The following is a 26613-nucleotide window of genomic DNA, read 5'->3' on the forward strand; positions in this document are numbered from 1 at the left end:
GATGAAGCAGGAGAAAACCCAGGTTGTCATTGTGGGTGGCGGCCCGAACGGGATCACGGCTGCTCATTACATGGGGCTGTACGGAATCGACTGCGTCGTCCTTGAGCTGGCTGACGGCGTCCTGCCGTATCCCCGCGCGGTGGGCATGGATGACGAGGCGCTGCGGGTGTTGCAAGGCATCGGCATCGCCGAGCTGGCCGCGCGCGACATGATCTGCAACGTGCCGTTGCGTTACTACAATGCGCGCGGCGTCTGTTTTGCCGAGGTCAAGCCGAGTACGGCTAACTATGGCTGGCCGATGCGCAACATCTTCATGCAACAGTTGCTTGAAACGACGTTGCGCGAGCAACTGGGCAAACACACCAGCGTCCAGTTGCGCCAGGGCCATGAAATGCTCGACCTGGAGCAGGATGCCGAGGGCGTGACCTTGCAGGTGCGCGATGCCGGGGGCGAGCTCTATCAATTGCAGGCGCAGTACGTGATCGGTGCCGATGGCGGACGTTCCAGCGTGCGCAAGAAACTCGGTATCGAACTCCTGGGGCTGACCCATCCGCGCAAATGGGTGGTGATCGACACGGCCAACGACACCCTGGATGCACCTTATACGGCCCTGCATGCCGACCCTCAGCGCCCCTTCGTCTGCATCTACCTGCCGTATCAGCAACGGCGCTGGGAGTTCATGCTCCTGGAGGGCGAAGACGAGACCAGGATGTGCGAGGAGGCGACGATCCGGGACTTGATCCGTGGGCATATCGGCGATGCGGTCGATCAACTGGAAATCATCCGGATCCGCGCCTACACCCATAACTCCCGGGTCGCGGCGCGCTTTGTCCAGGGCCGGGTGGCACTGGTGGGGGATGCGGCGCATATTTCCCCGCCCTGGGCCGGGCAGGGGCTCAATTCGGGCCTGCGGGATGTCGCCAACGTCGCCTGGAAGCTTGCCGCGATTCTCCAAGGGCGCGCGTCGCCGGCAATTCTTGCCAGCTACGATCAGGAGCGCCGTGGGCATGCGACCGATCTCATCGCGTTGGCCGACAACATGGGCGCCGTCCTGGGGCTGACCAATCCGTTGATGGCCGGTGTCCGGGACTGGTTGTTCCAGGCCGTCAACAGCGTCGACAACCTGCGTTCGCACTTGTTGGAATTCAAGTTCAAACCCAAGGCGACCATTACCAAAGGCCTGGTTTATCACGAGCGCGCCGAGCTGCATGAGGATGATCTGGTCGGGCAGTTGTTCATCCAGCCGTCTATCGAAGATGCCCAGGGCCAGCGCCGGCGCCTGGACGAGGTGTTGGGTCATTCCTATGCGGTGCTGGGGTATCGGGTCAATCCGAGCGAACAGCTCAGCGAGCAGACCGCCGCCTGGTGGGCGCGCTGGGACACGCGCTTCATCCAGATCAATCGTTCGCGCAGTGGCGTGGGGCGTAACCAGCCCTTGTCTGCCGGTGGCGCCATTTGCGTCGAGGACGTCGATAACCGTCTGGGCGAGTGGTTTGCCAAGGTGCGAGATTGCATCGTGGTGGTACGGCCGGATCGGTTTGTCGCGGCGATCACCACACCCGAGCGGCTCGAAGGCGTATTGCGCAAACTGGCGGAGCAACTCTCATGAGGCGCGAAGATGATCTGCTGGTCCGGCTTCACGATGCTGCGCAGGCCGTACACGCCCTGCCTTCGTTGGAGCCTCATGCCTTCGACCTATCGGCGGGCTACACCTTGCAGCGCGAGGCATTGCGCCGACGCCAGGTCGCGGGTGAGCAGTTGACCGGATGGAAGGTGGCTTTCGCTGGCCGCGCTGCCCAGGACCGTTTTGGTATTGATGAACCGGTATTGGGCGGGCTGACCGATGCCATGACTGTGGAGCCCGGCAGTACGCTGGCGCTTGCCCGGCTGATCCAGCCCAAGCTGGAAATCGAGTTGGCGTTTGTCCTGGGGCGTACGCTGGTGCCTGGTTTTTACAGCGACGAAGATATTCTGGCCGCCGTGTCAGAGGTCACGCCGGCGTTCGAAATTGCCGATTGTCGCTGGGACGGTTGGCGTTTCGGCGTCGGGGCGTTTCTGGCCGACAATGCCGCCGCGGGGCTTTATTGCCTTGGCTCGCGAATCAGGTTTCATCCTGAGCAATTGGCCCACGTGACCTATCGCCTGGAGTGCGACGGGGTGCCCTGCGGCGAAGGCAATGCCCAGGCGCGCGAGGATACACCCCAGGCAAACCTGTGCTGGCTGGTGCGACGCTTGCTGGCCGACGGGCAGTGCGTTGAGGCGGGCCACGTCGTGCTGTCCGGAGCGTTGTTGCCACCCATGGCTATCCAGGCGGGCGAGTACCGGTTGCACATGCTTGGCATGGAACTGGCTTTGGTTTTCCAGGCGTGAACCACGGCCATCGTCAGGGAGGATCGAGCAACTCATGAGCCGACAATAAGAACCGGACCACCGAGGAACGATGACCATGCTCGCCGAAGTCCGTACCTTCAATGATCCCCAGCAACACGCCGGCTCCATCCTGGGCTGGCAACAAGTCTATGACCAACTCGGTCGCGGATGCCTTTCCAGCGAGCTGCGACAGATTTGCGCTGATCGCTTCCAGATTTTCCAGGAAGTGCTGGATAAACGTGTAGTGCAACGCGGCTGCGCACCAAAAGGGCGCTTGTGCATTGCCATGTCGCTGGGCAGTGCGCCGGTGGTCCAAGGGCATCAGGTCGGCGCCCACAGCGTGGTGTTGCTGCGCGATGGCGAGGACTTTGTCTTGCATGCCCCGGAAGGTACGCACTTTTTCGCGGTCAACGTTGACACTGTTCGTTTCGCTAAACTGGCGGCCTACGAACTGTCGAACGAACAGCTCAAGCGTTTGAAAAGCGAGTCCCAGATCAGCGTGGATGAAGCGGTGCTGCTCAGGGTCCAGCAAAGGATTCATCCGTTGTTCCGTCACCTTTTGGAACAAGCGGATGCCATCACGCCAGCCTCGGAAAAAATGTTGGAAGAGGTGCTGCTCAACGCCTTCCTCGATTTGTTCAGTCACGCCTCGGACGAGGTTCGTGGCCGTCGCGGTAACGTCGCCGTCAGTGCCTACCTGGTCAAGCGCTGCCAGGAATTGGTCGTCGACAGTGGTGATACATCGCTGAGCATTCTTGATCTGTGCGAGCAATTACGGGTGAGCCGCAGGACCCTGCAAAACAGTTTCCAGGCGGTCACCGGAATGCGTCCGGTCGAGTACCTGCGTAACCTGAGGCTCAATGCCGTACGACGGCGCTTGATCACGACCTGTGCAAGCACGCTGAATGTCGGTGAGATCGCCGTCGCCATGGGGTTCTTCCACCTGAGCCACTTCGCGACGCATTACCGAACGCTGTTTGGTGAGTCACCTTCGGACACGCCCAGGGCTGGATGATTGAGTGTTACCTGGCTACCGCTGTGCACAGTAATGGCCGCAGCCTGAGCCATTTGGTAGCACGTCTACCCAAGTAACGCCGGGGCCTTGCATGCCCCACAGCAAGACTCTTTCCCTTAAATCAATCACTTGCACACCAATCCATGCAGTTGGCACGCAACCTGCTTTTTTGAATTTATGGATAATTGGATACAAAAATTCAAAAGGTGCAGCCATGCAATTCGCTCCGAGTTACGTTGAACGCCCGCCGATGACGGCCGAGGAGGAGGCATACAACTTCCTGCTGGATGCCATTTGCGGCGGCCGATTCCGCAAGGGTGACCGGTTGATCGCCGAAGACATCGCCAGCGAAATCGGCATGAGTCGCATGCCCGTGCGCGAGGCGTTTCGTCGATTGGATGCTCAGGGCCTGGTGACTCTTCGGCCCAATCGCGGGGCCATTGTCAGTGGCCTGGACATCGAAGAGCTGCATGAAGTCTTCGAGATGCGTAGCGTCCTTGAAGGCTTGGCGATCCGTGTCGCGGTAGCCAGGATCGGCGAGCGTCAATTGGCTGCCTTGGAGCGGCTGCTGGACGAGATGGACGATTACCGCGAGGAAAGCGCCGAATGGGTCAGCCGGCATCGCGCCTTTCATGAATACCTGTGCAGCCTCAGCGGTCGACCCCGCTTGCTGAAACAGATCAGTGCCCTCTATTCATTGATCGAGGCGCCCATGCGCCTGTGGCTGCAACACGTGGACAAACCCCTCAGTGCACGCCAGGAGCACATGCTGATCCTCGACGCGATTCGTGCTGGCGACGCCGAGAAGGCCGAGGCGGTGGTGCGTGCGCACATCGAAGGCACCGTTCCTGAATTGATCGAGTTCCTGCAATCGAAAAAATAACCAGAGCAGGACACTAGATCCTGCCGTGTTTTGACTTTGAGTACTGCCCGTTACTAACTGAACTGGAGTGTCTGGTCATGCATAAGCCTCGCGTGTTGGTTGCCGCCTTATCCTTGGGATTCTGTGCTCAGTGGGCGGTTGCCGCGCCCGTTGTTCCGGAGCGCTTGCTCAAGGTCGATAAACTTGTCTACTGCTCGGGCATGGATTCGCCACCCTTGGTGTCTTTCGATGAAGCGCAGAAACCCCGTGGCCTGACCGTCGACCTGGGCTTGGAAATCGCCAAGCGCCTGGGCGGCAAGAAGGTCGAGTGGCGGGTCATTCCCTTTTCCGGACTGCTCCCGGCCTTGCTGGCCAAGCAGTGCGACATGATCGTCGACCAGTTGTTTGACAAGCCCGAGCGCCGCGAGGTGATCGACATCGTCAACTACATGTATTCCAGCCAGGCGGTGGTGGTGCCCAAGGGCAATCCAAAGGGTCTCAAGACGCTGTCGGACCTGTCCGGGCACAAGGTCGCGGTGCTCAACGGTTCCACCATCAAGACCCTGCTCGACGCCGAGAACGAAACCCTGGCCAAGGCCGGCAAGCCTGCAATGAAACTGGTGGTCTACAACACCGACACCGATGCTTTCCAAGCCTTGCGCATCAGTCAGGTGGACGCCTACGGCACCACCGTGGAAACCGCCGGGTATTACGCTGCCATGGCCCCCGACCTGTTTGAAGAAGGGGTCCCAGCCTTCAGCCGGATTCTCACTGGCCTGGGCATTCGCAAGGATGATCCGCAACTGACCACTGCGGTCCAGCAAGTGATCAGCGACATGCGCAGTGATGGCAGCTACAGCCAACTGCTCGGTAAATGGCATGTCGCCAGTGACACACTCGATTGAGGTGAACCATCGATGAATTTCAATTGGGATGTGTTCTGGCAGTACCTGCTACAACCCAGTGGGGTCTACCTCACCGGGCTCTGGCTGACCTGCCTGATCAGCGTGCTGGCGATGCTGCTGGGCTGTGTGCTGGGGCTGGCCGCGGCGTTGCTGCGGTTGTCGCGTAACCCGTTGCTGAACCTGCCGGTGCGCTTTTACGTATGGCTGATGCGGGGCACGCCGCTGCTGGTGCAAATCGTTTTTCTCTACACCGCACTGGCTGCCGGCGGGATTTTCCGCTTCGAAGACATTGACCTGTTCGGCCTGGTGATCCCCGGCAATATCCAGGCGGCGATCATTGCCTTGGGCCTCAACGAAGGCGCTTATATGGCCGAGATCATTCGGGCCGGCATCGGCGCGGTCGACAAGGGCCAATACGAAGCCGGGCGTTCCCTGGGCATGACCTTCGCCAAGCTGATGCGCCGTGTCGTCCTGCCCCAGGCGTTCCGGGTCATCGTCCCGCCGCTGGGCAACGAATTCAACGTGATGCTCAAGAACACCACGTTGGTCAGCGTGATCGGCGTACAGGAGCTGCTGCTCAGCACCCAAATGGTCACGTCGGCAACGTTCCGGGTGTTCGAGCTGTACCTGGTGGTGGCGATCTACTTCCTGTTGCTGACCACGTTGTGGGGCTTTTTCCAGCGCTGGCTGGAGGCCCGTTTCGGTCAATCGGACCGGCCCTCGTCACCACCGCCAGCGTCGACGCGGATGTTCGGTCGCAGCACCCTGAACCTGCTGAGGGCACGTTAACCATGGCGCACAAAAGCGAAGAGCTGATCATCGAGGCCCTGGATGTGCACAAGTCTTTTGGCGAGCTGCAGATCCTCAAGGGTATATCCCTGCAAGTACGGCGTGGCGAAGTGGTGGTGCTGATTGGCGCTTCCGGTTCGGGCAAGACCACCTTTATCCGCTGCATCAATCTGCTGGAAGACATCCAGGGCGGGCGCATCCGCGTCAATGGCCGGGCCATGGGGTATCGCGAGCGGGCTGACGGTAGCCTGGTGCGCGATTCGGAGCGCAACATCGCCCGCCAGCGCCGGGACATCGGCATGGTGTTTCAGCGCTTCAACCTGTTCCCCCACATGACGGCCCTGGAAAACATCATCGAGGCGCCGATCCAGGTGCTCGGCATACCTCGCGCCGCAGCGCTGGAACAGGCTCGCAAGCTGTTGGAGCGGGTCGGCCTGGCGGACAAGGCCAACCACTACCCCTCGATGCTCTCCGGCGGGCAACAACAGCGGGTGGCGATAGCCCGCGCCCTGGCGATGAAACCCCAGGCCATGTTGTTCGACGAGCCCACCAGCGCTCTCGATCCGGAAACCGTTGGCGAGGTGCTGCAAGTGATGAAAGCGTTGGCAGAGGAGGGCATGACCATGGTCGTAGTCACCCATGAAATGGGTTTTGCCCGCGAAGTGGCAGACCGTGTGGTGGTGCTGGACCAGGGTGAGCTCATCGAGCAAGGCCCGCCGGAGCAGATCTTCAGTCACCCCACGCACCCTCGAACCCGGGCTTTTCTCAGCCGCGTGTTATGACCTTTGCCAGGGTGTTCGCCCTAAGTCCTGCCAATGAATCCTTGTGTTGAAGAGCCTTTTGCCATGCTGAAATTTTCTGCTCACGAGTACCCTTATCCGTCACAACGCCAAAGCGTTTTTGCCCGCCGGGGCATGGTCGCCGCTTCCCAGCCCCTGGCGGCCCAGGCAGGCATCGAGATCATGCAAAAGGGCGGCAACGCCATTGATGCCGCCATCGCCACGGCGGCGGCGCTGACGGTGGTCGAACCCACTGGCTGCGGTATCGGTGGCGATGCTTTTGCCTTGGTCTGGTGCAAAGGCCAACTGCACGGCCTCAACGGCAATGGCCATGCACCGGCTGCCTTGAGTATCGAGGCGGTCAAGACGGCCGGTCATGAGCAGATGCCGCTCTATGGCTGGACGCCGGTGACGGTCCCGGGTTGTCCATCGGCCTGGGCCGAGTTGTCGCAACGTTTCGGCAAGCTGCCCTTTGCCGTGTTGCTGCAGCCGGCGATCAGCCTGGCGCGGGACGGTTTCGCGCTGTCGCCGGTGGTTGCCCATCAATGGCAGATCGCGCTGAACGAGTTCACGCCCCATCGTGATCAAGTCCTGAATGCCTGGTTCGAGACCTTTCTGATTGACGGGCGCGCGCCACGGGCTGGGGAGATTTTTCGCAACCCGGCCCAGGCCCGCACCCTTGAAGAACTGGCCGCCACCCGCTGCGAAAGCCTGTATCGCGGCGCCCTGGCCGAGCGCCTGGATGCCCACTCCCGGGCCAGCGGTGGCTACCTTCGCGCCACGGACCTGCAGGATTACCGCGCCCAATGGGTGGCGCCGATCCACATCAACTACCGAGGCGTCGATGTCTGGGAAATCCCACCGAGCGGGCAGGGCCTGGTGGCCTTGATGGCGCTGAAAATACTGGAAGGCTTCAACTTCGATCATCGCGACAGCCAGCAAACCTGGCATCGCCAACTGGAGGCCATGAAGCTGGCCTACAGCGACGGCCTGCACTACATCACCGACCCGTTGCACATGCGCGTGGCGGTGGCTGACCTGTTGAGCGACGAGTACAGTGCCCGCCGTCGCGCCCAGATCAGCGAACAAGCGCGGGCGCCCAAGCCCGGTGATCCCCACGCCAGCGGCACGGTGTACCTGGCGACGGCGGACGGGGAAGGCAACATGGTCTCGTTCATCCAGAGCAACTACCATGGCTTTGGCTCCGGCGTGGTGCTGCCCGACAGCGGTATTGCCCTGCAGAATCGCGGGCAGGAGTTCAGCCTCGATTCGAGTCACGCCAATTGCCTGGCCCCGGGCAAGAAGACCTTCCATACCATCATCCCTGGCTTCCTCACCCAGAATGGCCAGGCCCTCGGCCCTTTCGGCGTGATGGGCGGCTATATGCAGCCTCAAGGCCACGTGCAGATGGTGATGAACCTGGTGGACTTCGGCCTGAACCCGCAAGCGGCCCTGGATGCTCCGCGCTGGCAATGGCTGGGCGAAATGAAAGTCGGGATCGAGCATGGCGCCTCCCGCGACCTGGCCAATGCCCTGGCGCGGCTAGGTCATGAGGTGCAGATCGCCAGCGACCTGACCGATTACGGGCGGGGTCAAATCATTCTGCGCGACCCGGTCAGCGGCGTGCTGTGTGGCGGTACCGAGCCCAGGGCGGATTCGCATATTGCAGTGTGGTAGGCGCCTCTGGGTTGCGATTCCAGTGCCCGGAGAACCGATGACCGGGCCTTCGAGCCGGGTGTGATTGGCCTGACAGACTTGGTCGGCGAGAAAAATCGAATGAGCGGCCGTGGTTCCGCTCGACGCACACTGTCTGACGCTGGACAGTTGATCAACAGGGGTGTCTCTGTACAGGCATGGTCACTGCCTGGATGATTATCTAACTAGCTGTAAATAAACGAATTATTTCTTGGCACGAATCGTGTGATAGAGCAGTGAGAGGCACCGGGAAGTGGTGCTGAATCTATCGAGCGGGAGTTACCATGCCACGGGAAATTCGTTTGAATGCCTTCGAGATGAACTGCGTCGGTCATCAGTCGCCTGGTCTCTGGAGGCATCCCAAAGATCGCGCCTGGCAGTACAAGGACCTGGACTACTGGACCGACCTGGCCAAGCTGCTGGAGCGCGGCAAGTTCGACGGTATCTTCATTGCCGATGTGATCGGTATCTACGACGTGCTCGGCGGCAACGGCGATGCCGCCATCCGTCAGGCCACCCAGGTGCCAGTCAACGACCCATTGGCGTTGATCACGCCGATGGCGCTGGTGACCGAACACCTGGGCTTCGGCCTCACCGCTTCGCTGACCTTTGAACATCCATATCCTTTCGCCCGTCGCCTGTCGACCTTGGACCACCTGACCAAGGGGCGCATCGGCTGGAACATCGTCACTTCCTACCTCGACAGCGGAGCGCGCAATCTCGGGCAAAAAGCCCTGAGTGACCACGATGCGCGCTACGACTACGCCGATGAATACCTGGAGGTGCTCTACAAGTTGTTCGAAGGCAGCTGGGAGGAGGGCGCGGTGGTGCGCGACCGTGAGCGCGGGATTTTCAGCGACCCGAGCAAGGTCCATGAGATCCGTCATCAGGGCAAGCACTTCCAGGTACCGGGCATTCACCTCTGCGAACCCTCGCCGCAACGCACGCCGGTGCTCTATCAAGCGGGGGCGTCGAGTCGTGGCAAGGATTTCGCCGCCGGGCATGCCGAATGCGTGTTTGTCGCTGCACCGTCCAAGGTGATTCTGAAGAAGACCGTGGCTGATATCCGCCGCCGCGCCGCCGAGGCGGGGCGTGATCCGCGCAAGGTGCTGATTTTCAATCTGCAGACGGTGATCGTCGACGAGACCGACGCCAAGGCGCAGGCCAAGTGGCGAGAGCTGAAGTCCTACAGCAGCTATGAGGGCGCGCTGGCGCTGATTTCCGGCTGGACCGGCATCGACTTCGGCCAGTACCGGCCCGACCAGGTGCTCAAGCACATCCATACCAACGCCATTCAGTCGGCCGTGGAGACCTTCTCCACCGCCGACCCGGACAAGCAGTGGACGGTACAGGAACTGGCCGACTGGGTCGGCATCGGCGGCTTCGGCCCGTTGATTGTCGGCAGTGCGCAAACCGTGGCCGATGAATTGCAGGGCTGGGTGGAGGAAACCGACGTGGACGGTTTCAACCTGGCCTATGCCCTGGCCCATGAAACCTTTCGCGATGTGGTCGAACTGCTGGTGCCCGAGTTGCAGAAGCGCGGTGCGTACAAGACCGAGTATCGCCCAGGCACCTTGCGCGACAAGTTGTTCGGCGACGGTCCACGGCTACCCGCCAACCATCCCGGCGCGGGCTATCGGGACCTGAGCCGCCAGGCCGAGCGTGCCAACCTTGCCGAGCCGGCCTTGGCTGGCGGGGGAGTAGCCGTATGAGCGTCTACGAACTCAATGCTTCACCGCCCGAGCTGGTGGCCGACGACGCCCTGGGGGCATTGCAGCGCTGGGCCAGGGAGCGCCCGACGCAGATCGCCCTGCGCCATCGGCGCCTCGGCCTCTGGAAGGCCTGGCGTTGGATCGATGTGCAGCGCGAGGTCGAGCGTGTTTGCGATGGTTTGCGCCAGCAGGGCTTTGTCCCTGGCGCGCGACTGGCGCTCAGTGGTGCCTTCGAGCCGAGCCTGCTGATTCTGGCGCTGGCCGCCCGCCAGCTTGGCGGACACAGCGTGGTGATCGGCCGCGACAGCCGTGGCGAGGACCTGCAGCGCCAGTTGCGCCTGGCCCGCCCGGCGTTCGCCTTCGTCCAGCGTCGCGAAAGTGTCTCGCACTGGCTGCACAGCGGCCTCGACGAGCAGTGGCCGCTGCGCCTGTACTCGGCCCAGGCCAATGCCACGAGCAGTGGCCTGTGGCAGGTGCAGTCGCTGTCGGAACTGTTTGTCGGTGGGGCACCGACGACGCAGCGTCAGGGTTGGACGCAGGTCGCCGGAGATGAGGTGGTGTGGGTCGATGAAGGCACCGAATGGCGCGACGGCCTGGCCCACTTGTTCAGTCGCTGGCTGCAGCGTGGCGAAGCCCTGGCGTTTCCGGAAACCCGCGAGTCGGCCAGCCGTGATCGGCGCGAGATCGCCCCGACCGCCTTGCTGCTGTCGGCTGCGCGAGTCGAATCGCTGGCGGCGGAAATCGAAGCTCGCCTGCCACTTCCAGGCAGTTGGCGACGCCGCCTGTGCGAGTGGACCCTGGATGATCCGCGGCGTGGCCTGCGACGCTGGCTCAAGGCGCGGGTGCGGCACCTGCTGGGCTTTGAGCGGCTGCGCCGGATCGAGGTGCCGAGCGTTCCCGCAGACGCGGTGCTGCATGGCCCGGCGCGTCAATCGTGGTTGCAAGAGTACCTGGAGCGCGCGGCATGAGTGCGCTGCTGGAGGTGCGCAACGTGTCGCTGTCGTTCAGGGGCGTGAAAGCGATTTCCGATCTCTCGTTCAGCGTAAAGCTTGGCGAGATCTGCGCGCTGATCGGGCCGAACGGCGCGGGCAAGAGTTCGCTGCTGAACATCCTCAACGGCGTCTACCGGGCCGATGCCGGCCAGTTGTTCTTCGCCGCCGAGCCGTTGCGCCGCCCGCATCCGCTGAAGGCGGCGCGGCTCGGTATCGGCCGGACATTCCAGAACAACGCGCTGTTCAAGAAAATGAGCGTGGTGGACAACCTGCTCACCGGCCTGTCGCGCTTCCAGCGGACGTTTTTTCTCGAACAGGCTTTAGGCCTGCCGCGCGCGCGGCGTGAGGCACGCGCTTTCGCCGAGCGTGCCGAGCGGGTGCTGGAGTTCCTCGAATTGCAAGCCTGGCGCGACGTCGCTGTGGGCAGCCTGGCCTACGGCTTGCAGAAGCGCGTGGAGCTGGGCCGGGCGTTGATCGCGCAGCCGACCCTGCTATTGCTCGACGAACCGATGGCCGGCATGAACGCCGAGGAGAAACAGGAGATGAGCCGTTTCATCGCCGATATCAATCGCGACCTCGGCACCACAGTGATTCTCATCGAACACGACATCCAGGTGGTCATGGGCCTGTCCAGCCATGTGGTGGTGCTGGACTATGGACGCAAGGTCGGCGATGGCACGCCGGCCGAAGTCCAGGCCAATCCCGAGGTGATCGCCGCTTACCTGGGGACGCCGCACTCATGAACTTCTTCCTGGAAACCCTGATCGGCGGGCTGTTGGCTGGCACCATGTATTCATTGGTGGCCATCGGCTTCGTGCTGATCTACAAGGCCAGCGGCGTGTTCAACTTCGCTCAGGGCGCCATGTTGCTGTTCGCCGCTCTGACCTTCGTCAGCCTGCACGAACAGGGCGTCCCCTTCGCCCTGGCATTGGCCCTGACAGTGCTGGTGATGATCGTTGGCGCACTGCTGATCGAGCGCCTGGTGCTGCGGCCGTTGGTCAATCGCTCGCAGATTACCCTGTTCATGGCCACCCTCGGCCTGTCATTCGTCATCGAAGGCTTGGCCCAAGGACTGATGGGCGCTCAGGTGCGTGCGTTGGACCTGGGTATCGAGGACGTCCCGTTGTTCATCGGTGAGATCATGATCAGTCAGTTCGACCTGATCGCTGCCGGGGTGTCTGCGCTGCTGGTGGCGGTGCTGGCCTTGCTGTTCAACAAGACCCGTATCGGTGTTGCCCTGCGCGCGGTGGCCGACGATACCCGTGCGGCGCTGTCACTGGGTATCAACCTTAACCGTATCTGGCAGATCGTCTGGGCTGTGGCCGGGGTGGTCGGGCTGGTTGCCGGGCTGCTCTGGGGCGCGCGCCAGGGCGTGCAGTTCTCGCTTTCGCTGGTTGTGCTCAAGGCGTTGCCGGTGTTGATCATCGGCGGTTTCACCTCGATTGGCGGGGCCATCGTTGGCGGGCTGATCGTCGGTGCTGCGGAGAATCTCGCCGAGGCCTATATCGGTCCGCTGATCGGCGGTGGCATTACGCCCTGGTTCGCTTATTTCCTCGCCCTGATTTTCCTCTACATCCGTCCGGCCGGCCTGTTCGGCGACCGGACCATCGAACGGGTATGACGCCATGACCGCTATTGTTCCGCGCCTGAGTGCCAGCTTCGATGAAGCGCCGTTGACCCTGGTGCGTCGGCGCTGGTCGCCGGGCCTGCTGTTGCTATTGCTGGTGGCCTTTGTCGGGCTGCCCTGGTTGGGCAACGACTATTGGCTCAACGCCATCCTGATTCCTTTCCTGGTGCTGTCGCTGGCCGGCCTCGGTCTGAACCTGCTGACCGGCTACGCCGGGCAGACATCGGTAGGCGCCGCCGGCTTCATGGCGGTGGGCGCCTTTGCCACCTACGGCCTGCTGCTGCGCGTGCCGGGATTGTCGTTACCGCTGGCACTGCTCGGTGGCGGCCTGATCGCCGGGCTGGTGGGACTACTGTTTGGCATCCCCAGTTCGCGGATCAAGGGCTTCTACCTGATGGTCACTACGCTCGCCGCGCAGTTCTTCCTGGAGTGGGTGTTCGCCAAGTTTCCCTGGTTCTACAACTACGCCTCGTCCGGCACCATCAGCGCACCGCACCTGGAACTGTTCGGCCACAACCTGACCACCCCACTGGGTCGCTACCTGTTGACCCTGGCCTGCGTAGTGCTGTTGACCTGGGTGGCGGTCAACCTGGTGCGCAGCCAGGTCGGTCGCAACTGGATGGCGATCCGCGACATGGATACCGCTGCCGCGGTGATCGGCATTCCTGTGGAGCGCTACAAGCGCCTGGCCTTCGCTGTCAGTTCCTTTTACCTGGGAATCGCCGGGGCACTCTGGGCCTTCGCCTACCTGGGTACGGCCAGTGCCGGCAGTTTCGATATCAACCGTTCGTTCCAGATTCTGTTCATCATCATTATCGGTGGCATGGGCAGTATCGCCGGCAGCTTCATCGGCGCCGCCTTCATCAGCCTCACGCCGATCCTGCTCAGTCATGCCGGGCAATGGTTGTTCAACGGCAATGTCGACGCCGGGCAACTGCAGAACCTGCAGAAGGTGCTTTTCGGCGGCCTGATCATCTGGTTCCTGATCAAGGAGCCGGAGGGGCTGGTACGCCTGCTCGGCGACCTGCGCGAACGTTTCCGGGTCTGGCCGCTGCGGTTCTGAGCGCCGACCCACGACTCGACTGACCTTGACCCGACCCAGGGAAAGGAGGTTTCCAACACTCCACAAGAAGTACAGACCATGCATAAAACCTTGCATCGCTTCCTGCTCGCCAGTCTTTTCGTATTCGGGGCCCAGGCCCTGCTGCCGGCCACCACCCAGGCCGCTGGCAACCAGCAGTTCATTCCTATGGCCACTTACCGGGTTGGCGCCTACGCTTCCAGCGGCATCCCCTGGTGGGCTGGGGAAATCGACTATTTCCGTTATATCAACGAGGTGGAGGGCGGCATCAACGGCGTCAAGCTGGTCTGGCAGGAATGCGAGACCGAGTGGAACGTCGACCGCATCGTCGAGTGCTATGAACGCTACAAGGGCGGGCTCGACGGCGCTCCAACAGCGTTCTTCTTCACCCATAGCACGCCGGGTTCCTATGCGCTGATGGAGAAAGGCGCGGCGGATCGGATCCCGCTGATCGACGGCGCCGGCGGGCGTACCGAATCCACCGATGGCAGCGTGTTTCCCTATGCCTTTCCATTGTTGCTCAATTACTACGGCCAGGCCTCGGTAGGCATCAACTACATCGCCGAGCGCGAGGGCGGTTTCGACAAGCTCAAGGGCAAGAAGATCGTTACGGTCTACCACGATTCTGCCTACGGCCGGGAAACCCAGGCGCCGATGACCTTGCTGGCGCAGAAGTACGGTTTCGAGAACATCCAGATTCCGGTAGCCGATCCTGGCAATGAGCAGTCCGCGCAATGGCGTCAGGTGCGCCAGATCAAACCGGACTGGGTATTCCTGCGCACCTGGGGTGTTTCCACCCCGGTGGGGATCAAGACCGCCGCAAGATTCGGCATCCCGGTAGATCACCTCATTGGCGATGTCTGGGCCGGTTCCGAGGCCGATGTGATTCCGGCCGGTACGGCCGCCAAGGGTTACCAGGCGCTTGCGCCGTTTCCGGGTGGCGACGGTTTCGAGATCCACAAGCGCTTGCGCCAGTCGATCCTCGACACCGGCAAGAGCGACCTCAAGGACCACAGCTACTTCGGCAAGGTCTACTACAACATCGGCCTGATCAATGCGGCCATCGCCGTCGAGGCGCTGCGCACGGCCCAGGCCAAGTTCGGCAACCGTCCGCTCAACGGCGAAGAAGCGCGCTGGGGCTTCGAACACCTGGACATCGATGCCGCGCGGCTCAAGGCCAGTGGTTTCGAAGGCCTGCTGCCGCCGCTGAAACTGTCCTGCTCCGACCATGAGGGGGGTGGTGCGGCGCGCGTGCAGCAATGGGATGGCGAGAAATGGGTGCTGCTGACCGACTGGGTCCAGGCCGACCGCGCCACTTTGCGTCCATTGATCGAAGCCAAATCCGCCGCCTACGCCAAGGAAAAGGGCATCACCCCACGTGACTGCGCCAGCGAACAGTGAACCGCCGTCGATAACTTTCGCCTGGCCGCTTTTGCGTGCCGGGTGAGCGAGCAGAGAAAAAACCATGCATGCAACCCTGAAACGTAGCGTCGCCGCCATTGGCCTGGCCCTTGGCTTCTGCACGGTGCTGACAACGGCTGCCCAGGCAGCCAATGAACAGTTCTTTCCACTGGCCACCTACCGGGTCGGTGCCTATGCCTCCAGCGGCATCCCGGTCTGGGCCGGAATGATCGACTACCTGCGCTACATCAACGAAGTGGAAGGCGGGATCAACGGCGTCAAGCTGGTCTGGCAGGAGTGCGAGACCGAATGGACGGCTGAGAAGGGCATCGAATGCTACGAACGCTTCAAGAACGGCCTCAATGGCGCACCAGTGGCGGTCTACCAGCCCAACGGCGCACCGGCTGCCTATGCCCTCGCGGAGAAGGCCGAAGCCGACCGGATTCCATTGATCACCCTAGGCTATGGCCGTACCGAGGCCACCGACGGCAGGGTGTTCCCCTACAATTTTCCGGTCATGCTGACCTTCTACAGCGAGGCCTCGGCGTTCATCAATTACGTGGCCGAGCGCGAGGGTGGGTTGGACAAGCTCAAGGGCAAGAAGATTGCCACGGTCTACCACGACTCGGCCTACGGCCGGGAAACCCAGGGACCGCTGGCGTTGCTGGCGCAGAAGTACGGCTTTGAGAATATCCAGATTCCGGTGGCTGACCCGGGTAACGAGCAGGCCGGGCAGTGGCGCCAGGTGCGCCAAATCAAGCCGGATTGGGTGTTCCTGCGTACCTGGGGCGTGTCCACGCCGGTGGCGATCAAGACCGCGGCACGTTTCGGCTACCCGGTGGAGCGCATCGTCGGCGATATCTGGGCCAGTTCCAACGAAGACGTGTTGCCGGCTGGCGAGGCAGGCAAGGGCTACCTGGCACTGACGCCCTATCCGGGCGGCGCGGACTTCGACATCCACCAGCGCATCCGTCAGTACATCCTCGATACCGGCAAGAGCGACCTCAAGGATCCGAAGAGCTTCGGTAGCGTGTACTACAACTCCGGCCTGGTGAATGCCGCCATTGCCGTCGAAGCGATCCGCACCGGGCAGAAGCACTTCGGCAACCGCCCGCTCAATGGTGAGGAGGGGCGCTGGGGCCTGGAGCACCTCGACCTCAATGATGCGCGCCTCAAGGAAATCGGCTTCCTGGGGTTGATGCAGCCGCTGAAGCTGTCATGCAGCGACCACGAGGGCGGCGGTGCCGCGAAGGTCCAACAGTGGGATGGCCAGCAATGGAAGCTGATCACCGATTGGGTCCAGGCCGACCGCGCCACATTACGCCCACTGATCGACGCCAAGGCGGCCGAGTATGCGAAAGAGAAGGGCGTGACCGCCCGCGATTGTGCAACGCAGTAGTCGCTCCTATCACTCAGCCAATCGAAGACAACCGGGCGCAGGGCGCCCAAGGGATAGAAACAATGGCCATTGCGACCCTTCCTGTCACTGAGAGCCACGAGTTGCTGGCGGTGGAAGACATCGAAGTGATCTACGACGGCGCGATTCTCGCCGTGGCCGGGGTATCCCTGCGGGTTGGGCAGGGCGATATCGTCGCGCTGCTCGGCGCCAACGGGGCAGGCAAGAGCACCACCCTCAAGGCCATCTCCGGGCTGGTTCAGGCCGACCGGGCGCAAGTCAGCCGTGGACACATCCGCTTCCTGGGTCGGGATACCGCCGGTGTTGCGGCCAATGTGTTGGCACACCAGGGTATCGTCCATGTGCTGGAGGGCCGGCATGTGTTCGCTCACCTGACCGTCGAGGAGAACCTGCGCAGCGGCGGTTTCCTGCGCAAACCGACGCGACGGGAGCTGGAGCAGGATCTGGAGCGTATCTATGCCTGGTTCCCGCGTTTGAAGACCAAACGCAAGACCCAGGCCGGGCTGACCTCGGGCGGCGAGCAGCAGATGCTTGCCATCGGCCGGGCGCTGATGACCAAGCCTCGACTGGTGCTGCTCGACGAACCCTCGATGGGCCTGGCGCCGATCCTCGTCGAGGAGATCTTCGCCATCGTCGCGCAGCTCAATGCCCAGGAGGGCGTGAGCTTTCTGGTGGCTGAGCAGAACATCAACGTCGCCCTGCGCCACGCCCGCTACGCCTACATCCTGGAGAACGGTCGAGTGGTGGGTGAGGGCGACGCCGCGGAGCTGGCGGCGCGGGAAGACATCCAGCATTTCTATCTAGGCGGCAAGGCCGGTTGATGGATGGACAACGCAACTGTTGGCCGGGCAACAGTCCTTCCACAGTTTGCCGCTCCCGGGGTTTTCACGGGGATTTTGGTTTTTATTCAACTTATTGAATTTAAAGAGTTTTACAGGTTGGTACGGGCTGTGCTTTAGCCCTGGGGAACCCGTTATGCATGGAGTAGCACATGACCCACTCACTGTCTTCCAATCTGCCCGAGCAGGCCCGCCCGGTGCCTCGGAGCCCAGCCCATATCATCCGTAGCGACGCCGAAGCCATCGAAGTGGCGCAGCGCCTGGCCGAGGATTTCGCCCGCGAGGCGGCCTTGCGCGACCGTGAACGACGGCTGCCCTGGGAGGAAATCGAACGCTTTTCCGCGAGTGGCCTGTGGGCGATCCGCGTACCGAAGGCATACGGTGGCGCCGAGGTGTCCTATGCCACCCTCAGCGAAGTGATCGCGATCATTTCCGCTGCCGATCCATCCCTCGGCCAGTTACCGCAGAACCATTTCGGCGTGCTCAGCAACCTCAGCCTGACCGGCAGTGAGGAGCAAAAACGCCGCTATTACGCCAAAGTGCTGCAGGGTCACCGCTTCGGCAATGCCTTTTCCGAGGCGCGCAGCCAGTACGTCACCACCTTCCAGACGCAGATCCGCTTCGACGGCGACACAGCTGTACTCGACGGCGAAAAGGCCTACTGCACCGGTGCGCTGTTCGCCCACATCGTGCCGGTCGCCGGGGTGGACGAAGCGGGCCGCGTCCATATCGCCCTCGTTCCACGCGATGCCGCAGGCCTGACGGTGATCGACAGTTGGGACGGTTTCGGCCAGCGCATCACCGCCAGCGGCCAGGTGCGCATCGAAGGCGTGCGGGTGCCGGCGAGCGATGTGGTGCCGGCCTGGAAGGCCTATGACCAACCCACCTCCGACGGTCCGATCTCGCAGATCATCCAGGCGGCAGTCGACACCGGCATCGCCCGGGGCGCTTTCGCCGAGACGTTGCGCGTAGCGCGCCAGTCGCGGCCCTGGGTTGACAGCGGGCTGCAACACGGTTGGCAGGACCCACTCGGCCAAGCGCTGATCGGCGAGCTGGCCTGGCGCCTGCAAGCGGCCGAAGCGATTTTGCGGCGCGCGGCGCAGGCGGTTGACCGTGCCGTCGCCGAACCCAACGAGGAACGTGTTGCTGAAGCCTCGGTGATCGTCGGCCAGGCCAAGGTGTTGTCCACTGAGATTTCCCTGGAGGCCTCCAGCCGTCTGTTGGAGTTGGGCGGCACCCGCAGCGTCTCGGCCAGCCAGGGGTTGGACCGGTTCTGGCGCAATGCGCGGACCCACACCCTACACGATCCGGTGCGCTGGAAATACCACCTGGTCGGCAACCAGCTTCTCAACGGCATCAAGCCGCAACGTCATTCCTGGAACTGAGGTATCGCGCATGTCCAACTTACATTCCCACGGCCGTAGCGACCTGGCCCATGCCCGTCATACCGAGGCGGCGCTGATCGATTATCTGCGTGGACAGAGTGCCCGCCATGAAGCCCTGGTAATCGCCGCGGTCGGTGAGCTGCGTATCCGTATCGACGCTGCTGACGCCTTGCTGGAGTACGCCGACGAGTCCCAGTCGGCCGCCATTGCTTTTCGCTTGGCCGCCGCTGAGGCGGCGCGCTTGAGCGGTCATGTGTATTTCGAGCTCGCCGGGCGCAGCCTGCCACGGCCCTCGCCTGACAACGCCGAACCGGCATTGCTGACCCAGCGTCGGTTGCTTGGTGATCATTACCTCAACGGCGCTGCGTTGGCCGACGGCCAAGGAGATGGGCTGGGTAGGTGAATGGATCCGGGAAGTGCAGGAGCGCTCCCCGGGTTGTTCGCTCAAGAAGCCTGGCGTTTCCTGCGGCCGGGTTTGAACCGCAGGAAACGCTGCACGGGAAACAGAATCGACGCCAGCTCAGGCCAGCCCCAATACCCTGCGCGCGTTACCGTGGAAGAACTTCTCCAGCACCTCGTCCTTGAGCCCCAGTTGCAGGGCATCCTCAATACTCTGACGAATCGGTCGGAACGTGTAGGAAGAGCCGAACAGCAATTGCTCGCAGAGGTAGCCGTTGGCGGCCTGCACGTAACCCTCGCTGCCCGGTTGGAACAGGTACATGTCTGGCACCAGGTGAATGTTTTCAAAGCGGAACGCAACACCGAGGGCCTGCTGCACGTTGGGCCAGTAGCCGTGGTAGACGACGATCGTCAGGTCCGGGAACGCTCGAGCCACGGCGGCCAGGCGCGCCGGGTCGTTGTAGCTCGGGTCCGGTGTGGTTGGCCCGCTCATCAGGAATAGCGGGATACCGCGCTTTTGCAGGTGTTCGTAGATCGGCCAGTACAGTGCGTCGTCGGGGTGCCGGGCCGGCTCGGCGAAACCCGGCTCCAGATCAATGCCGGCCAGGCCCAGTTGGTCGATCGCCCGGTCGATTTCCGCCAGGGCGCCTTCGATGCCTTGCAGTACCGGTTCTACCGAGCCGATGCCGATCAACTCGTTGTGGCCGTGAACGATTTCGTGGATGCGTTCGTTCGGCAAGTGCTGCCCTGGGGTGTGACGGCCGACTACCACGGCTTTGTCCAGTCCGGCCTCTCGCACCTCGGCGAGAAACCCCTGCGGGGTCAGCGAACGCTCGAAGTGATCGTCCGGGCCGCGGGTGCCGACACGTCGGTTGAGCCAACGCGCCACGGCGTGTTCGGGCGAGCCTGGCACGCCGCCGAAGAAGGGGTGCAGGTAGGCCGGGCGGCAACGCAGGTCGATGACTTTCATGCGACTTTCTCCTTGCCCGCGCGAACGTCGAAGGCGCCGCCGGTGAAGGCACCTTCGACGGTGACCTTGCCCTTGCCCGGCAACAGCGGGAACACCAGTTCGGCGAAGCGGTAGGCCTCTTCCAGGTGTGGGTAGCCCGAGAGTACGAAGCTGTCGACACCCAGGTCGGCGTATTCGAGCAAACGAGCGGCGACGGTTTGCGGATCGCCGACCAGTGCGGTACCGGCACCGCCACGTACCAGGCCGACACCGGCCCACAGATTGGGAGCCACTTCCAGCTTGTTGCGGTCGCCGCCATGCAACGCAGCCATGCGCCGCTGGCCTTCGGAATCCATTTTGCCGTAGTTGGCCTGGGCCGCAGCGATGGTGGCATCGTCCAGGTGGCTGATCAGCTCGTCGGCAGCGGCCCAGGCGGCTTCGCTGGTTTCCCGCACGATCACATGCAGACGCACGCCGAAGCGCACGCTGCGGCCATGCCTGGCGGCACGGGCCCGCACATCGGCAATTTTCTCGGCCACGGCAGCCGGTGGTTCGCCCCAGGTCAGGTAGGCATCCACATGCTTGGCCGCCAATTCGTGGGCGGCCTCTGATGAACCGCCGAAGTACAGTGGCGGGTGAGGTTGTTGCACGGGTGCGAAGAAGTTCTGGGCGCCCCGCACTTTCAGGTGCTTGCCGTCGAAGTCGACGGTTTCGCCCTGGAGCAGGCGGCGCCAGATGGTCAGGAATTCATCGGAGGCGTTATAGCGTTCGTCGTGCGTGAGGAACACACCGTCGGCTTCCAGTTCGGTGGCGTCGCCGCCCGGTACGACGTTGAGCAGCAGGCGGCCACCACTGGCCTGATCCAGGCTGGCGGCCTGGCGCGCCGAGGCAGTGGGGTTGCCCAGGGAGGTGCGCAGGGCCACCAGCAGCTTGATGCGCTGGGTCACCGGAACCAGGCTGGCGGCGGTCACCCAGGGATCCAGACAACTGGCGCCGGTAGGGATCAGCAGGCCGTCATAGCCGAGCTGATCGGCGGCCACGGCGATTTGGCGCATGTAGGCATTGGTCGCCGGTCGGCCACTGCTGGAGTGTCCCAGATAACGAGTGTCGCCGGAGGTGGGAAGGAACCAGAAAATATCCAGGCTCATGGGGTTTGATCCTTATGCGGTTGGGAGTCTGGAAGGGCGCATGAGCCCTTCCGGTATCGCAACGCTTGGCGTATTGGGGCTTTGTCGGCCGGGCCGCATCACCTGGTTTTATTTTGATCAGATCGACAGTTGCAGCGCCCGATCCGGGCGTGTGTTGGTGTCGGGGCGGCGTCGATTGACCACCAACTCGCCAATGGCGATCAGTCGTGCTCGTGTGACGTTGCGACTCAGGCCGAGCAAGCTGGCGGTGCGCACCTGATTGCAGTGGCAGAAGCGGTAGGCGGCGCGCAGCAGGCTGTCTTCAACCTTCTCGTGGAGGCCGCCGGCCTGTTCTTCGAACAACCGGTGGAAGGTGCGCAGCAGTTGTTCGTCGGCGCTCTCGCCGGTGGCGGCCAGGGGTTCCTGGCGCTCGATGCGCAGGGCCGATAAGCGCAAGTCATCCTCCTGCACCAGACCGTTGCGGCACACCAGCAGGGTGTGGTGGATAACGTTTTCCAGCTCACGGATGTTGCCCGGCCAGCTGTAACTCACCAGTTTGTGCTCGGCTTGCGGGGTCAGGCGCACTTCACCGTAACCCAGGCGGTTGCAGTAGGTTTTGATGAAGTGACGGGTCAGCGGCAGGATGTCGCCCGGCCGCTCTCGCAATGGATAGAGTTGCAGGCTGACCACGTCGAGGCGGTAATACAGATCCTCGCGGAAGTTTCCGGCACCAATGGCCTTATCCAGTTGTACGTTGGTCGCGGCGACCACGCGTACGTTGATCGGGATGCTCTTGCGCGAGCCCAGGCGCACCACCTCGCGCTCCTGCAGTACGCGCAGCAGCTTGACCTGGATGGCCATCGGCAGGTCGCCGATCTCGTCGAGGAACAGGGTGCCGCCGTTGGCTTCCTCGAACCAGCCGGCCTTGGCGGCGATGGCGCCGGTGAAGGCGCCCTTTTCGTGACCGAACAGCTCCGCCTCCACTAATGATTCGGAGAAGGCGCCGCAGTTGACAGCGACGAAGGGGCCGCTACGGCGACCGCTGAGATTGTGGATGTGGCGTGCGACCAGTTCCTTGCCCGTGCCGGTCTCGCCAATGATCAGGACGCTGGCCTCACTGGGGGCGACCTGTTGCACGTGGGCGAGAAGCGCCTGCGATCTAGGGTCTTCGAAGACCTGTGCGGTCGCCCGGATCGAGGTAGCCAGTGTCGGCGAAGGGGGGAGAGTCAGCAGTTGCATGGGCATCCCTATGAGTAAAAGGTGGGGGTAGGCCGCGTCTGGCTCAGTGCCCACTCACCCAGTTCATGGAGTTTGTAATCCACAGGGTCGTGCAGGCTCTGGGTCCGCAGGTTGCGCCAATGGCGGTCGAGGCGCAGGGACGCATGGGTGGCGCGCGCGCCGGTGACTTCGAACAGGCGGCTGCAGATATCCAGGCCGGTGCGTACAGAGGCCACCTTGGCGGTGGCGATGGACAGTGCCAGCTGCGCACGTTCCTCGGCGCCCAGGGCGTGTCCCTTGTGCCAGGCTTCATCGAGTTGTTCGGCTGCGCGCTCCACTAGCAGGCGCACGCTTTCCAGGCCGACCCAGAACTCGCCGTAATGGCGCAGTACATAAGGGTCTTCGCTGACGTGTTGGGCCTTGGAACGGAACCACGGCCGCCCTTCCTTGAGGGTGTACTGACGAGCTTCCTCCAGGGCGCCTTCGGCGATGCCGAGGAAGATATGGGAGAAATGCAATTGGGCGATCAGTGGGCGCAGGCAGGCGAAAGGCGTGCTCAGCGGGCCGGGGTCGAGGAGCAGCTCGTTCTCTTCCACCCGTACCCGCTCGAAGGTGGCGCTGCCACTGTCGGTCTGGCGCTGGCCCATATTGTCCCAGTCGCCGTGCAGGGTGATGCCGGTGCGGCCACTGGGAATGGCGGCGATCAATAGCTTGCCGCCAGCGCCTTCGTCGATGGCCGAGGCGATCAGCATTTGCGAGTCGCTGGCACCGGAGCAGAAGCTCTTCTTGCCGGAGAATTCGCGCCAGCTGTCGAAGGTCTTGACCACGGTGCGGGTGTCCAGCGGGTTCAACGCATTGCCCCAGAACCAGTTCTTGCGGGCGGTCTGTTCGAACCAGGGTTGCCATTGATCGGGGCGCGAGAACAGGCGCACGGTGGCCAGCATCAGGTGCTGAAAACCGAAGACATGGGCGATGGAGCTGTCCACCTTGGCGAACTCGCGAACCACGCCGAGCGTTTCGCTCCAACTGGCACCGAGGCCGCCGAACTGGGTCGGAATGCTCAAGGCCAGCAGACCACTCTGACGAATGGCGTCGCGTTGCTCCTTGGGGGTACCGCCGGCCTCATCACGCTCGATGGCGGTCTCGGCAAATTCCGCCGCCAGGCGGCGGGCGGTCTGCAGTGGGGTGAGCACCGCGGGTTGTTGATGGATTCTCACGCGATGTCCCTCGCAAATTGGCCTTCCGGGCAGACGTTGTAGTGATTCATGCGGGCCTCTCAGGCGATCTTGCGCAGTGCGCGCGCCTGGTCGCTGAACAGCCGGCCGGCGCGCTCGGCCGCCAGCTCGATACGGGTTTGCAGGGTCTGGCTGACGATGCGGTAGTCAGCGAAGTCGGACTCGCTGGCGTAGACGCCAATGGGCAGGGTGAGCGATTGGAAGAAGCTGAACAGCGGGCGCAGTTGGTGATCGAGCACCAGCGCATGGCGCTCGCTGCCACCGGTGGCGGCCAGCAACACCGGGGTGTTGACCAGGGCGTCCTGGCCGATCAGGTCGAACAAATGCTTGAACAGTCCCGGGTAGGTGCCGCGATAGACCGGGGCGGCCACCACCAGCAGGTCGGCGGACTCGATCAGGCGCAGTTCGTGCTCGACGGTTTCCGGCAACTCCTTGCGCCACAGCGCGCCGCCCAGCGGCCGGGCAATGTTGCCCAGTTCGATCAGGTGGGGATCAATGGCCAGATGCCTGCCGAGTTCGCCCAGGATGGCTTCGGTCAGTGCCAGTGTGCGCGAAGGGCGGGAGGTGCCGCCGGAGATAGCGACGACTTTCAAGGGAGTGCTCATCCTAGTGTTCCTGTTGGACTGTCGATTGAGATGCAAAGGCTTGAGCAAGGGCCGTACCAACGGGCAAAGCCTAGTAATCCCGGGGCTTTGCGGGGTTGGAGGGTTTTCTGGCTGTTGCTCTGGCGGATGAATTGTTGAGTTGCTGTTGCCCGGGCAACAGTTGACCTGCTGTTTCTGCAGCAACAGTTTTTCGAGGGGGGACAAGTCGTGCCTTGGACACTGATGTACTGCGTCGGTAACCAGGCAGATATTCGGAAGGCGCCTGGAGTCGCATCAGGGTGATGCCTGGATTCGAGCGTGCAACGTTCGCCAGGATTTCCCTCTGTCAGATGAACCTTGCGTCAATACTGCGCTCACTTGTTAGGTCGCCGCGTTGCGTGTTCGCGTCGTCCCATTGCCGATAAGGAATTCGCATGCTTGATACCTCGCCATCGATCCCTCTGGCCAATCCTGTCGAACGTGAGCTCAGCCTGCGCGCCGTCACAACGGGGATTGTGCTCGGTATCCTGCTGACGCCTTCCAATGTCTACGCTGGGTTGAAAATCGGTTGGTCGTTCAATATGTCGATCATTGCCTTGCTGGTCGGCTACGGCATCTGGCAAGGCCTGGCCAAGCGCTCAGCCGGGCTACTGCCCTGGACGCTGCACGAAAGCAACATCAACCAGACCGTGGCCTCTGCCGCCGCGTCGATCATTTCCGGTGGGTTGGTTGCGCCAATCCCGGCCTACACCTTGCTGACCGGCCAACAACTGGATGCCCTCCCGATGATCGCCTGGGTGTTCTCGGTGAGTTTCCTGGGGATCTGGATTGCCTGGTACTTGCGACCGTCGTTGCTCAATGACAAGGCGCTGAAGTTTCCCGAAGGCATGGCGACCTTGGAAACCCTGCTGCACATCTACAACCACGGTCATGAAGCCGCGACGCGCTTGAAGGTGCTGCTCGGCACCGCTTTGCTCTCCGGGTCGGTGAAGTGGGTCGATACCTTCCTGTGGGCTTTGCCGCGCTGGTCGCCGACGGCCCAGTTGGAGCGTCTGACGTTTACTGCAGATCCTTCGCTCCTGTTGGTGGGGTTCGGCGCGATCATCGGTATTCGCGTCGGCCTGACCCTGCTGCTCGGAGCTTTGCTGGCATGGGGCGCCCTGGCGCCGTGGGTGTTGGCGCAGGGCCTGGTGCCGTTGCCACCCGACAGCAGCGGCCCGCAGTTCGCGGCGCTGGTGGAGTGGCTGCTGTGGCCGGGCGTGAGTCTGATGGTGTGCTCGACCTTGGCCTCCCTGGCGATTCGCTTGTGGGCATTGCACCGGTCTACCAAGGCCGGCGGCGGGGCGATCTGGGCGATACCCAAGGCCGGCCCTGCCGCCGGTTTTTTACTGTCGATCGCATTGGTGGTGAGCCTGCAAGCGCTGTTGTTCGGCATCAATCTATGGATGGCCCTATTGACCATCCCCTTGGCGATTTGCCTGGCTGCGGTGGCTGCCCGGGTGGTCGGCGCCACGGGTATTCCACCCATCGGTGCCATCGGACAGTTGTCCCAGTTGAGCTTCGGGATCGTCGCGCCGGGGCAGGTGCCGATCAATTTGATGAGCGCCAACACCGCCGGCGGTTCGGCGGGGCAATGCACGGATTTGATGAATGACTTCAAGGTGGGCCGGGCGATTGGCGCCACGCCGCGCAAGCAGTTGATCGCCCAGACGCTGGGGATTTTCGTCGGCAGCATCGTTGGGGTCTTGGCCTACCTGGCACTGATCCCGGACCCGCAAGCCATGTTGCTCTCCGAGGAGTGGCCGGCTCCGGCGGTCGCCACTTGGAAAGCCGTGGCGCAAACCTTGACCCATGGCTTGGACTCGCTCTCTGCGAGCATCCGCTGGGCGATATTCATCGGCGGCCTGGTCGGCTTGCTGTTGGGAGTTCTCGACAGCGTGCTGCCCGGGCATCGCGCCCGCTACCTGCCAAGCACGGCGGCTTTGGGCCTGGCCTTTATCCTGCCAGCCTCGGTGTCGCTGATGATGGCCCTCGGCGCGCTGCTCACCTGGCTGGTGAGCTGGCGCTGGCCGAGCCTCACTGAACGCTTCGCCATCACGGCGGCAGCAGGGTTGATTGCCGGGGAGAGCATTACCGGGGTGGGGGCGTCGTTGTGGCAGATGGCTAGGAATCTGTGATGACGAGCGCTGTCGAAGGCATGCCCGACGAAAACTATTGAAAAAGACCTCTAGA

Annotated in this window: 25 protein-coding genes; 19 read left to right on the plus strand and 6 right to left on the minus strand. The window is 62.7% G+C overall.

The window, feature by feature from the left end:
• Position 1 precedes the first annotated feature (1 nt).
• The 3 genes from J9870_RS11945 (at position 2) to J9870_RS11955 (ending at position 3385) form a co-directional block, all read left to right on the plus strand.
• A complete protein-coding gene (locus tag J9870_RS11945) occupies positions 2 to 1609 on the plus strand; it encodes a bifunctional 3-(3-hydroxy-phenyl)propionate/3-hydroxycinnamic acid hydroxylase (RefSeq protein ID WP_210644237.1) in 1608 nt (535 codons plus the stop codon).
• Positions 1606 to 2370, plus strand: a complete 765-nt coding sequence (locus tag J9870_RS11950; protein WP_210644239.1) for a 2-keto-4-pentenoate hydratase — start codon at positions 1606 to 1608, stop codon at positions 2368 to 2370. Before J9870_RS11945 ends, J9870_RS11950 begins: the two co-directional genes overlap by 4 nt.
• 76 nt (positions 2371 to 2446) lie before the next feature.
• Entirely contained in the window at positions 2447 to 3385 is a 939-nt protein-coding gene (locus J9870_RS11955; RefSeq protein ID WP_210644240.1) for a helix-turn-helix domain-containing protein, read from the plus strand.
• Between the two features lie 15 nt (positions 3386 to 3400).
• Here J9870_RS11955 and J9870_RS11960 read toward each other — a convergent pair whose 3' ends face one another.
• Complete coding sequence (locus J9870_RS11960) at positions 3401 to 3601, minus strand: hypothetical protein (protein ID WP_210644242.1); 201 nt, start codon at positions 3599 to 3601, stop codon at positions 3401 to 3403.
• Here J9870_RS11960 and J9870_RS11965 point away from each other — a divergent pair.
• The 15 genes from J9870_RS11965 (at position 3600) to J9870_RS12035 (ending at position 19272) form a co-directional block, all read left to right on the plus strand.
• Entirely contained in the window at positions 3600 to 4268 is a 669-nt protein-coding gene (locus J9870_RS11965) for a GntR family transcriptional regulator (RefSeq protein WP_210644244.1), read from the plus strand. The two genes, J9870_RS11960 and J9870_RS11965, sit on opposite strands and share 2 nt — an antisense overlap.
• Positions 4269 to 4345: 77 nt before the next feature.
• On the plus strand, positions 4346 to 5152 hold the full coding sequence (locus J9870_RS11970) for an ABC transporter substrate-binding protein (RefSeq protein ID WP_210644246.1): 807 nt from the start codon (positions 4346 to 4348) through the stop codon (positions 5150 to 5152).
• Between the two features lie 12 nt (positions 5153 to 5164).
• Positions 5165 to 5941, plus strand: a complete 777-nt coding sequence (locus tag J9870_RS11975; RefSeq protein ID WP_210644248.1) for an amino acid ABC transporter permease — start codon at positions 5165 to 5167, stop codon at positions 5939 to 5941.
• 2 nt (positions 5942 to 5943) lie between these two features.
• Positions 5944 to 6723, plus strand: coding sequence for an amino acid ABC transporter ATP-binding protein (locus J9870_RS11980; RefSeq protein ID WP_210644250.1), 780 nt, complete (start codon positions 5944 to 5946; stop codon positions 6721 to 6723).
• A gap of 63 nt (positions 6724 to 6786) precedes the next feature.
• Complete coding sequence (locus tag J9870_RS11985) at positions 6787 to 8397, plus strand: gamma-glutamyltransferase family protein (protein ID WP_210644252.1); 1611 nt, start codon at positions 6787 to 6789, stop codon at positions 8395 to 8397.
• Between the two features lie 302 nt (positions 8398 to 8699).
• Positions 8700 to 10127: an LLM class flavin-dependent oxidoreductase gene (locus J9870_RS11990; protein WP_210644254.1), complete on the plus strand. Its 1428-nt coding sequence runs from the start codon at positions 8700 to 8702 to the stop codon at positions 10125 to 10127.
• Positions 10124 to 11095 (plus strand): AMP-binding protein, encoded by a 972-nt coding sequence (locus J9870_RS11995; RefSeq protein WP_210644255.1) that lies wholly within the window; start codon positions 10124 to 10126, stop codon positions 11093 to 11095. The genes J9870_RS11990 and J9870_RS11995 overlap by 4 nt, the downstream gene beginning before the upstream one ends.
• Positions 11092 to 11862 carry an ABC transporter ATP-binding protein gene (locus J9870_RS12000; protein ID WP_210644257.1) on the plus strand — a complete coding sequence of 257 codons (771 nt, stop codon included), beginning with the start codon at positions 11092 to 11094 and terminating at the stop codon, positions 11860 to 11862. Before J9870_RS11995 ends, J9870_RS12000 begins: the two co-directional genes overlap by 4 nt.
• Positions 11859 to 12740 (plus strand): branched-chain amino acid ABC transporter permease, encoded by an 882-nt coding sequence (locus J9870_RS12005; RefSeq protein ID WP_210644259.1) that lies wholly within the window; start codon positions 11859 to 11861, stop codon positions 12738 to 12740. The genes J9870_RS12000 and J9870_RS12005 overlap by 4 nt, the downstream gene beginning before the upstream one ends.
• 4 nt (positions 12741 to 12744) lie before the next feature.
• Positions 12745 to 13809, plus strand: coding sequence for a branched-chain amino acid ABC transporter permease (locus J9870_RS12010; RefSeq protein ID WP_210644261.1), 1065 nt, complete (start codon positions 12745 to 12747; stop codon positions 13807 to 13809).
• 78 nt (positions 13810 to 13887) lie between these two features.
• On the plus strand, positions 13888 to 15228 hold the full coding sequence (locus J9870_RS12015) for an ABC transporter substrate-binding protein (RefSeq protein WP_210644263.1): 1341 nt from the start codon (positions 13888 to 13890) through the stop codon (positions 15226 to 15228).
• Between the two features lie 64 nt (positions 15229 to 15292).
• A complete protein-coding gene (locus tag J9870_RS12020) occupies positions 15293 to 16627 on the plus strand; it encodes an ABC transporter substrate-binding protein (RefSeq protein WP_210644266.1) in 1335 nt (444 codons plus the stop codon).
• A gap of 62 nt (positions 16628 to 16689) precedes the next feature.
• The gene (locus J9870_RS12025) at positions 16690 to 17466 is read left to right on the plus strand and encodes an ABC transporter ATP-binding protein (protein WP_210644268.1); all 777 of its coding nucleotides are present in this window, start codon (positions 16690 to 16692) and stop codon (positions 17464 to 17466) included.
• A gap of 170 nt (positions 17467 to 17636) precedes the next feature.
• On the plus strand, positions 17637 to 18869 hold the full coding sequence (locus J9870_RS12030) for an SfnB family sulfur acquisition oxidoreductase (protein WP_210644270.1): 1233 nt from the start codon (positions 17637 to 17639) through the stop codon (positions 18867 to 18869).
• A 10-nt stretch (positions 18870 to 18879) separates the two neighbouring features.
• Positions 18880 to 19272 (plus strand): hypothetical protein, encoded by a 393-nt coding sequence (locus J9870_RS12035; RefSeq protein WP_210644272.1) that lies wholly within the window; start codon positions 18880 to 18882, stop codon positions 19270 to 19272.
• A gap of 117 nt (positions 19273 to 19389) precedes the next feature.
• Here J9870_RS12035 and J9870_RS12040 read toward each other — a convergent pair whose 3' ends face one another.
• The 5 genes from J9870_RS12040 to msuE all read right to left on the minus strand — a co-directional run bounded on the left by J9870_RS12040 (position 19390) and on the right by msuE (position 24402).
• Positions 19390 to 20238, minus strand: coding sequence for an amidohydrolase family protein (locus J9870_RS12040; protein WP_210644274.1), 849 nt, complete (start codon positions 20236 to 20238; stop codon positions 19390 to 19392).
• Positions 20235 to 21365: an FMNH2-dependent alkanesulfonate monooxygenase gene (ssuD, locus tag J9870_RS12045; protein WP_210644275.1), complete on the minus strand. Its 1131-nt coding sequence runs from the start codon at positions 21363 to 21365 to the stop codon at positions 20235 to 20237. The genes J9870_RS12040 and ssuD overlap by 4 nt, the downstream gene beginning before the upstream one ends.
• A gap of 117 nt (positions 21366 to 21482) precedes the next feature.
• The gene (locus J9870_RS12050) at positions 21483 to 22583 is read right to left on the minus strand and encodes a sigma-54 dependent transcriptional regulator (protein ID WP_210644277.1); all 1101 of its coding nucleotides are present in this window, start codon (positions 22581 to 22583) and stop codon (positions 21483 to 21485) included.
• An 8-nt stretch (positions 22584 to 22591) separates the two neighbouring features.
• The gene (locus tag J9870_RS12055) at positions 22592 to 23779 is read right to left on the minus strand and encodes an acyl-CoA dehydrogenase family protein (protein WP_210644279.1); all 1188 of its coding nucleotides are present in this window, start codon (positions 23777 to 23779) and stop codon (positions 22592 to 22594) included.
• A gap of 59 nt (positions 23780 to 23838) precedes the next feature.
• Positions 23839 to 24402, minus strand: coding sequence for an FMN reductase (gene msuE, locus J9870_RS12060; protein ID WP_210644281.1), 564 nt, complete (start codon positions 24400 to 24402; stop codon positions 23839 to 23841).
• Positions 24403 to 24815: 413 nt separating this feature from the next.
• On the opposite strand from msuE, the gene J9870_RS12065 reads away from it, so the two are divergent.
• Positions 24816 to 26558, plus strand: coding sequence for an OPT family oligopeptide transporter (locus J9870_RS12065; RefSeq protein ID WP_210644283.1), 1743 nt, complete (start codon positions 24816 to 24818; stop codon positions 26556 to 26558).
• The last annotated feature ends 55 nt before the right edge of the window (positions 26559 to 26613 follow it).

Origin of the sequence: Pseudomonas sp. Tri1 (assembly GCF_017968885.1) — a bacterium.
In the GTDB taxonomy this organism is placed as follows: domain Bacteria; phylum Pseudomonadota; class Gammaproteobacteria; order Pseudomonadales; family Pseudomonadaceae; genus Aquipseudomonas.

Bases quoted from the DNA above. Each gene is read 5' to 3' on its own strand.
- J9870_RS11945 (WP_210644237.1), top strand. From the start codon at position 2: ATGAAGCAGGAGAAAACCCAGGTTGTCATTGTGGGTGGCGGCCCGAAC.
- J9870_RS11950 (WP_210644239.1), top strand. From the start codon at position 1,606: ATGAGGCGCGAAGATGATCTGCTGGTCCGGCTTCACGATGCTGCGCAG.
- J9870_RS11955 (WP_210644240.1), top strand. From the start codon at position 2,447: ATGCTCGCCGAAGTCCGTACCTTCAATGATCCCCAGCAACACGCCGGC.
- J9870_RS11965 (WP_210644244.1), top strand. From the start codon at position 3,600: ATGCAATTCGCTCCGAGTTACGTTGAACGCCCGCCGATGACGGCCGAG.
- J9870_RS11960 (WP_210644242.1), bottom strand. From the start codon at position 3,601: ATGGCTGCACCTTTTGAATTTTTGTATCCAATTATCCATAAATTCAAA.
- J9870_RS11970 (WP_210644246.1), top strand. From the start codon at position 4,346: ATGCATAAGCCTCGCGTGTTGGTTGCCGCCTTATCCTTGGGATTCTGT.
- J9870_RS11975 (WP_210644248.1), top strand. From the start codon at position 5,165: ATGAATTTCAATTGGGATGTGTTCTGGCAGTACCTGCTACAACCCAGT.
- J9870_RS11980 (WP_210644250.1), top strand. From the start codon at position 5,944: ATGGCGCACAAAAGCGAAGAGCTGATCATCGAGGCCCTGGATGTGCAC.
- J9870_RS11985 (WP_210644252.1), top strand. From the start codon at position 6,787: ATGCTGAAATTTTCTGCTCACGAGTACCCTTATCCGTCACAACGCCAA.
- J9870_RS11990 (WP_210644254.1), top strand. From the start codon at position 8,700: ATGCCACGGGAAATTCGTTTGAATGCCTTCGAGATGAACTGCGTCGGT.
- J9870_RS11995 (WP_210644255.1), top strand. From the start codon at position 10,124: ATGAGCGTCTACGAACTCAATGCTTCACCGCCCGAGCTGGTGGCCGAC.
- J9870_RS12000 (WP_210644257.1), top strand. From the start codon at position 11,092: ATGAGTGCGCTGCTGGAGGTGCGCAACGTGTCGCTGTCGTTCAGGGGC.
- J9870_RS12005 (WP_210644259.1), top strand. From the start codon at position 11,859: ATGAACTTCTTCCTGGAAACCCTGATCGGCGGGCTGTTGGCTGGCACC.
- J9870_RS12010 (WP_210644261.1), top strand. From the start codon at position 12,745: ATGACCGCTATTGTTCCGCGCCTGAGTGCCAGCTTCGATGAAGCGCCG.
- J9870_RS12015 (WP_210644263.1), top strand. From the start codon at position 13,888: ATGCATAAAACCTTGCATCGCTTCCTGCTCGCCAGTCTTTTCGTATTC.
- J9870_RS12020 (WP_210644266.1), top strand. From the start codon at position 15,293: ATGCATGCAACCCTGAAACGTAGCGTCGCCGCCATTGGCCTGGCCCTT.
- J9870_RS12025 (WP_210644268.1), top strand. From the start codon at position 16,690: ATGGCCATTGCGACCCTTCCTGTCACTGAGAGCCACGAGTTGCTGGCG.
- J9870_RS12030 (WP_210644270.1), top strand. From the start codon at position 17,637: ATGACCCACTCACTGTCTTCCAATCTGCCCGAGCAGGCCCGCCCGGTG.
- J9870_RS12035 (WP_210644272.1), top strand. From the start codon at position 18,880: ATGTCCAACTTACATTCCCACGGCCGTAGCGACCTGGCCCATGCCCGT.
- J9870_RS12040 (WP_210644274.1), bottom strand. From the start codon at position 20,238: ATGAAAGTCATCGACCTGCGTTGCCGCCCGGCCTACCTGCACCCCTTC.
- ssuD (WP_210644275.1), bottom strand. From the start codon at position 21,365: ATGAGCCTGGATATTTTCTGGTTCCTTCCCACCTCCGGCGACACTCGT.
- J9870_RS12050 (WP_210644277.1), bottom strand. From the start codon at position 22,583: ATGCAACTGCTGACTCTCCCCCCTTCGCCGACACTGGCTACCTCGATC.
- msuE (WP_210644281.1), bottom strand. From the start codon at position 24,402: ATGAGCACTCCCTTGAAAGTCGTCGCTATCTCCGGCGGCACCTCCCGC.
- J9870_RS12065 (WP_210644283.1), top strand. From the start codon at position 24,816: ATGCTTGATACCTCGCCATCGATCCCTCTGGCCAATCCTGTCGAACGT.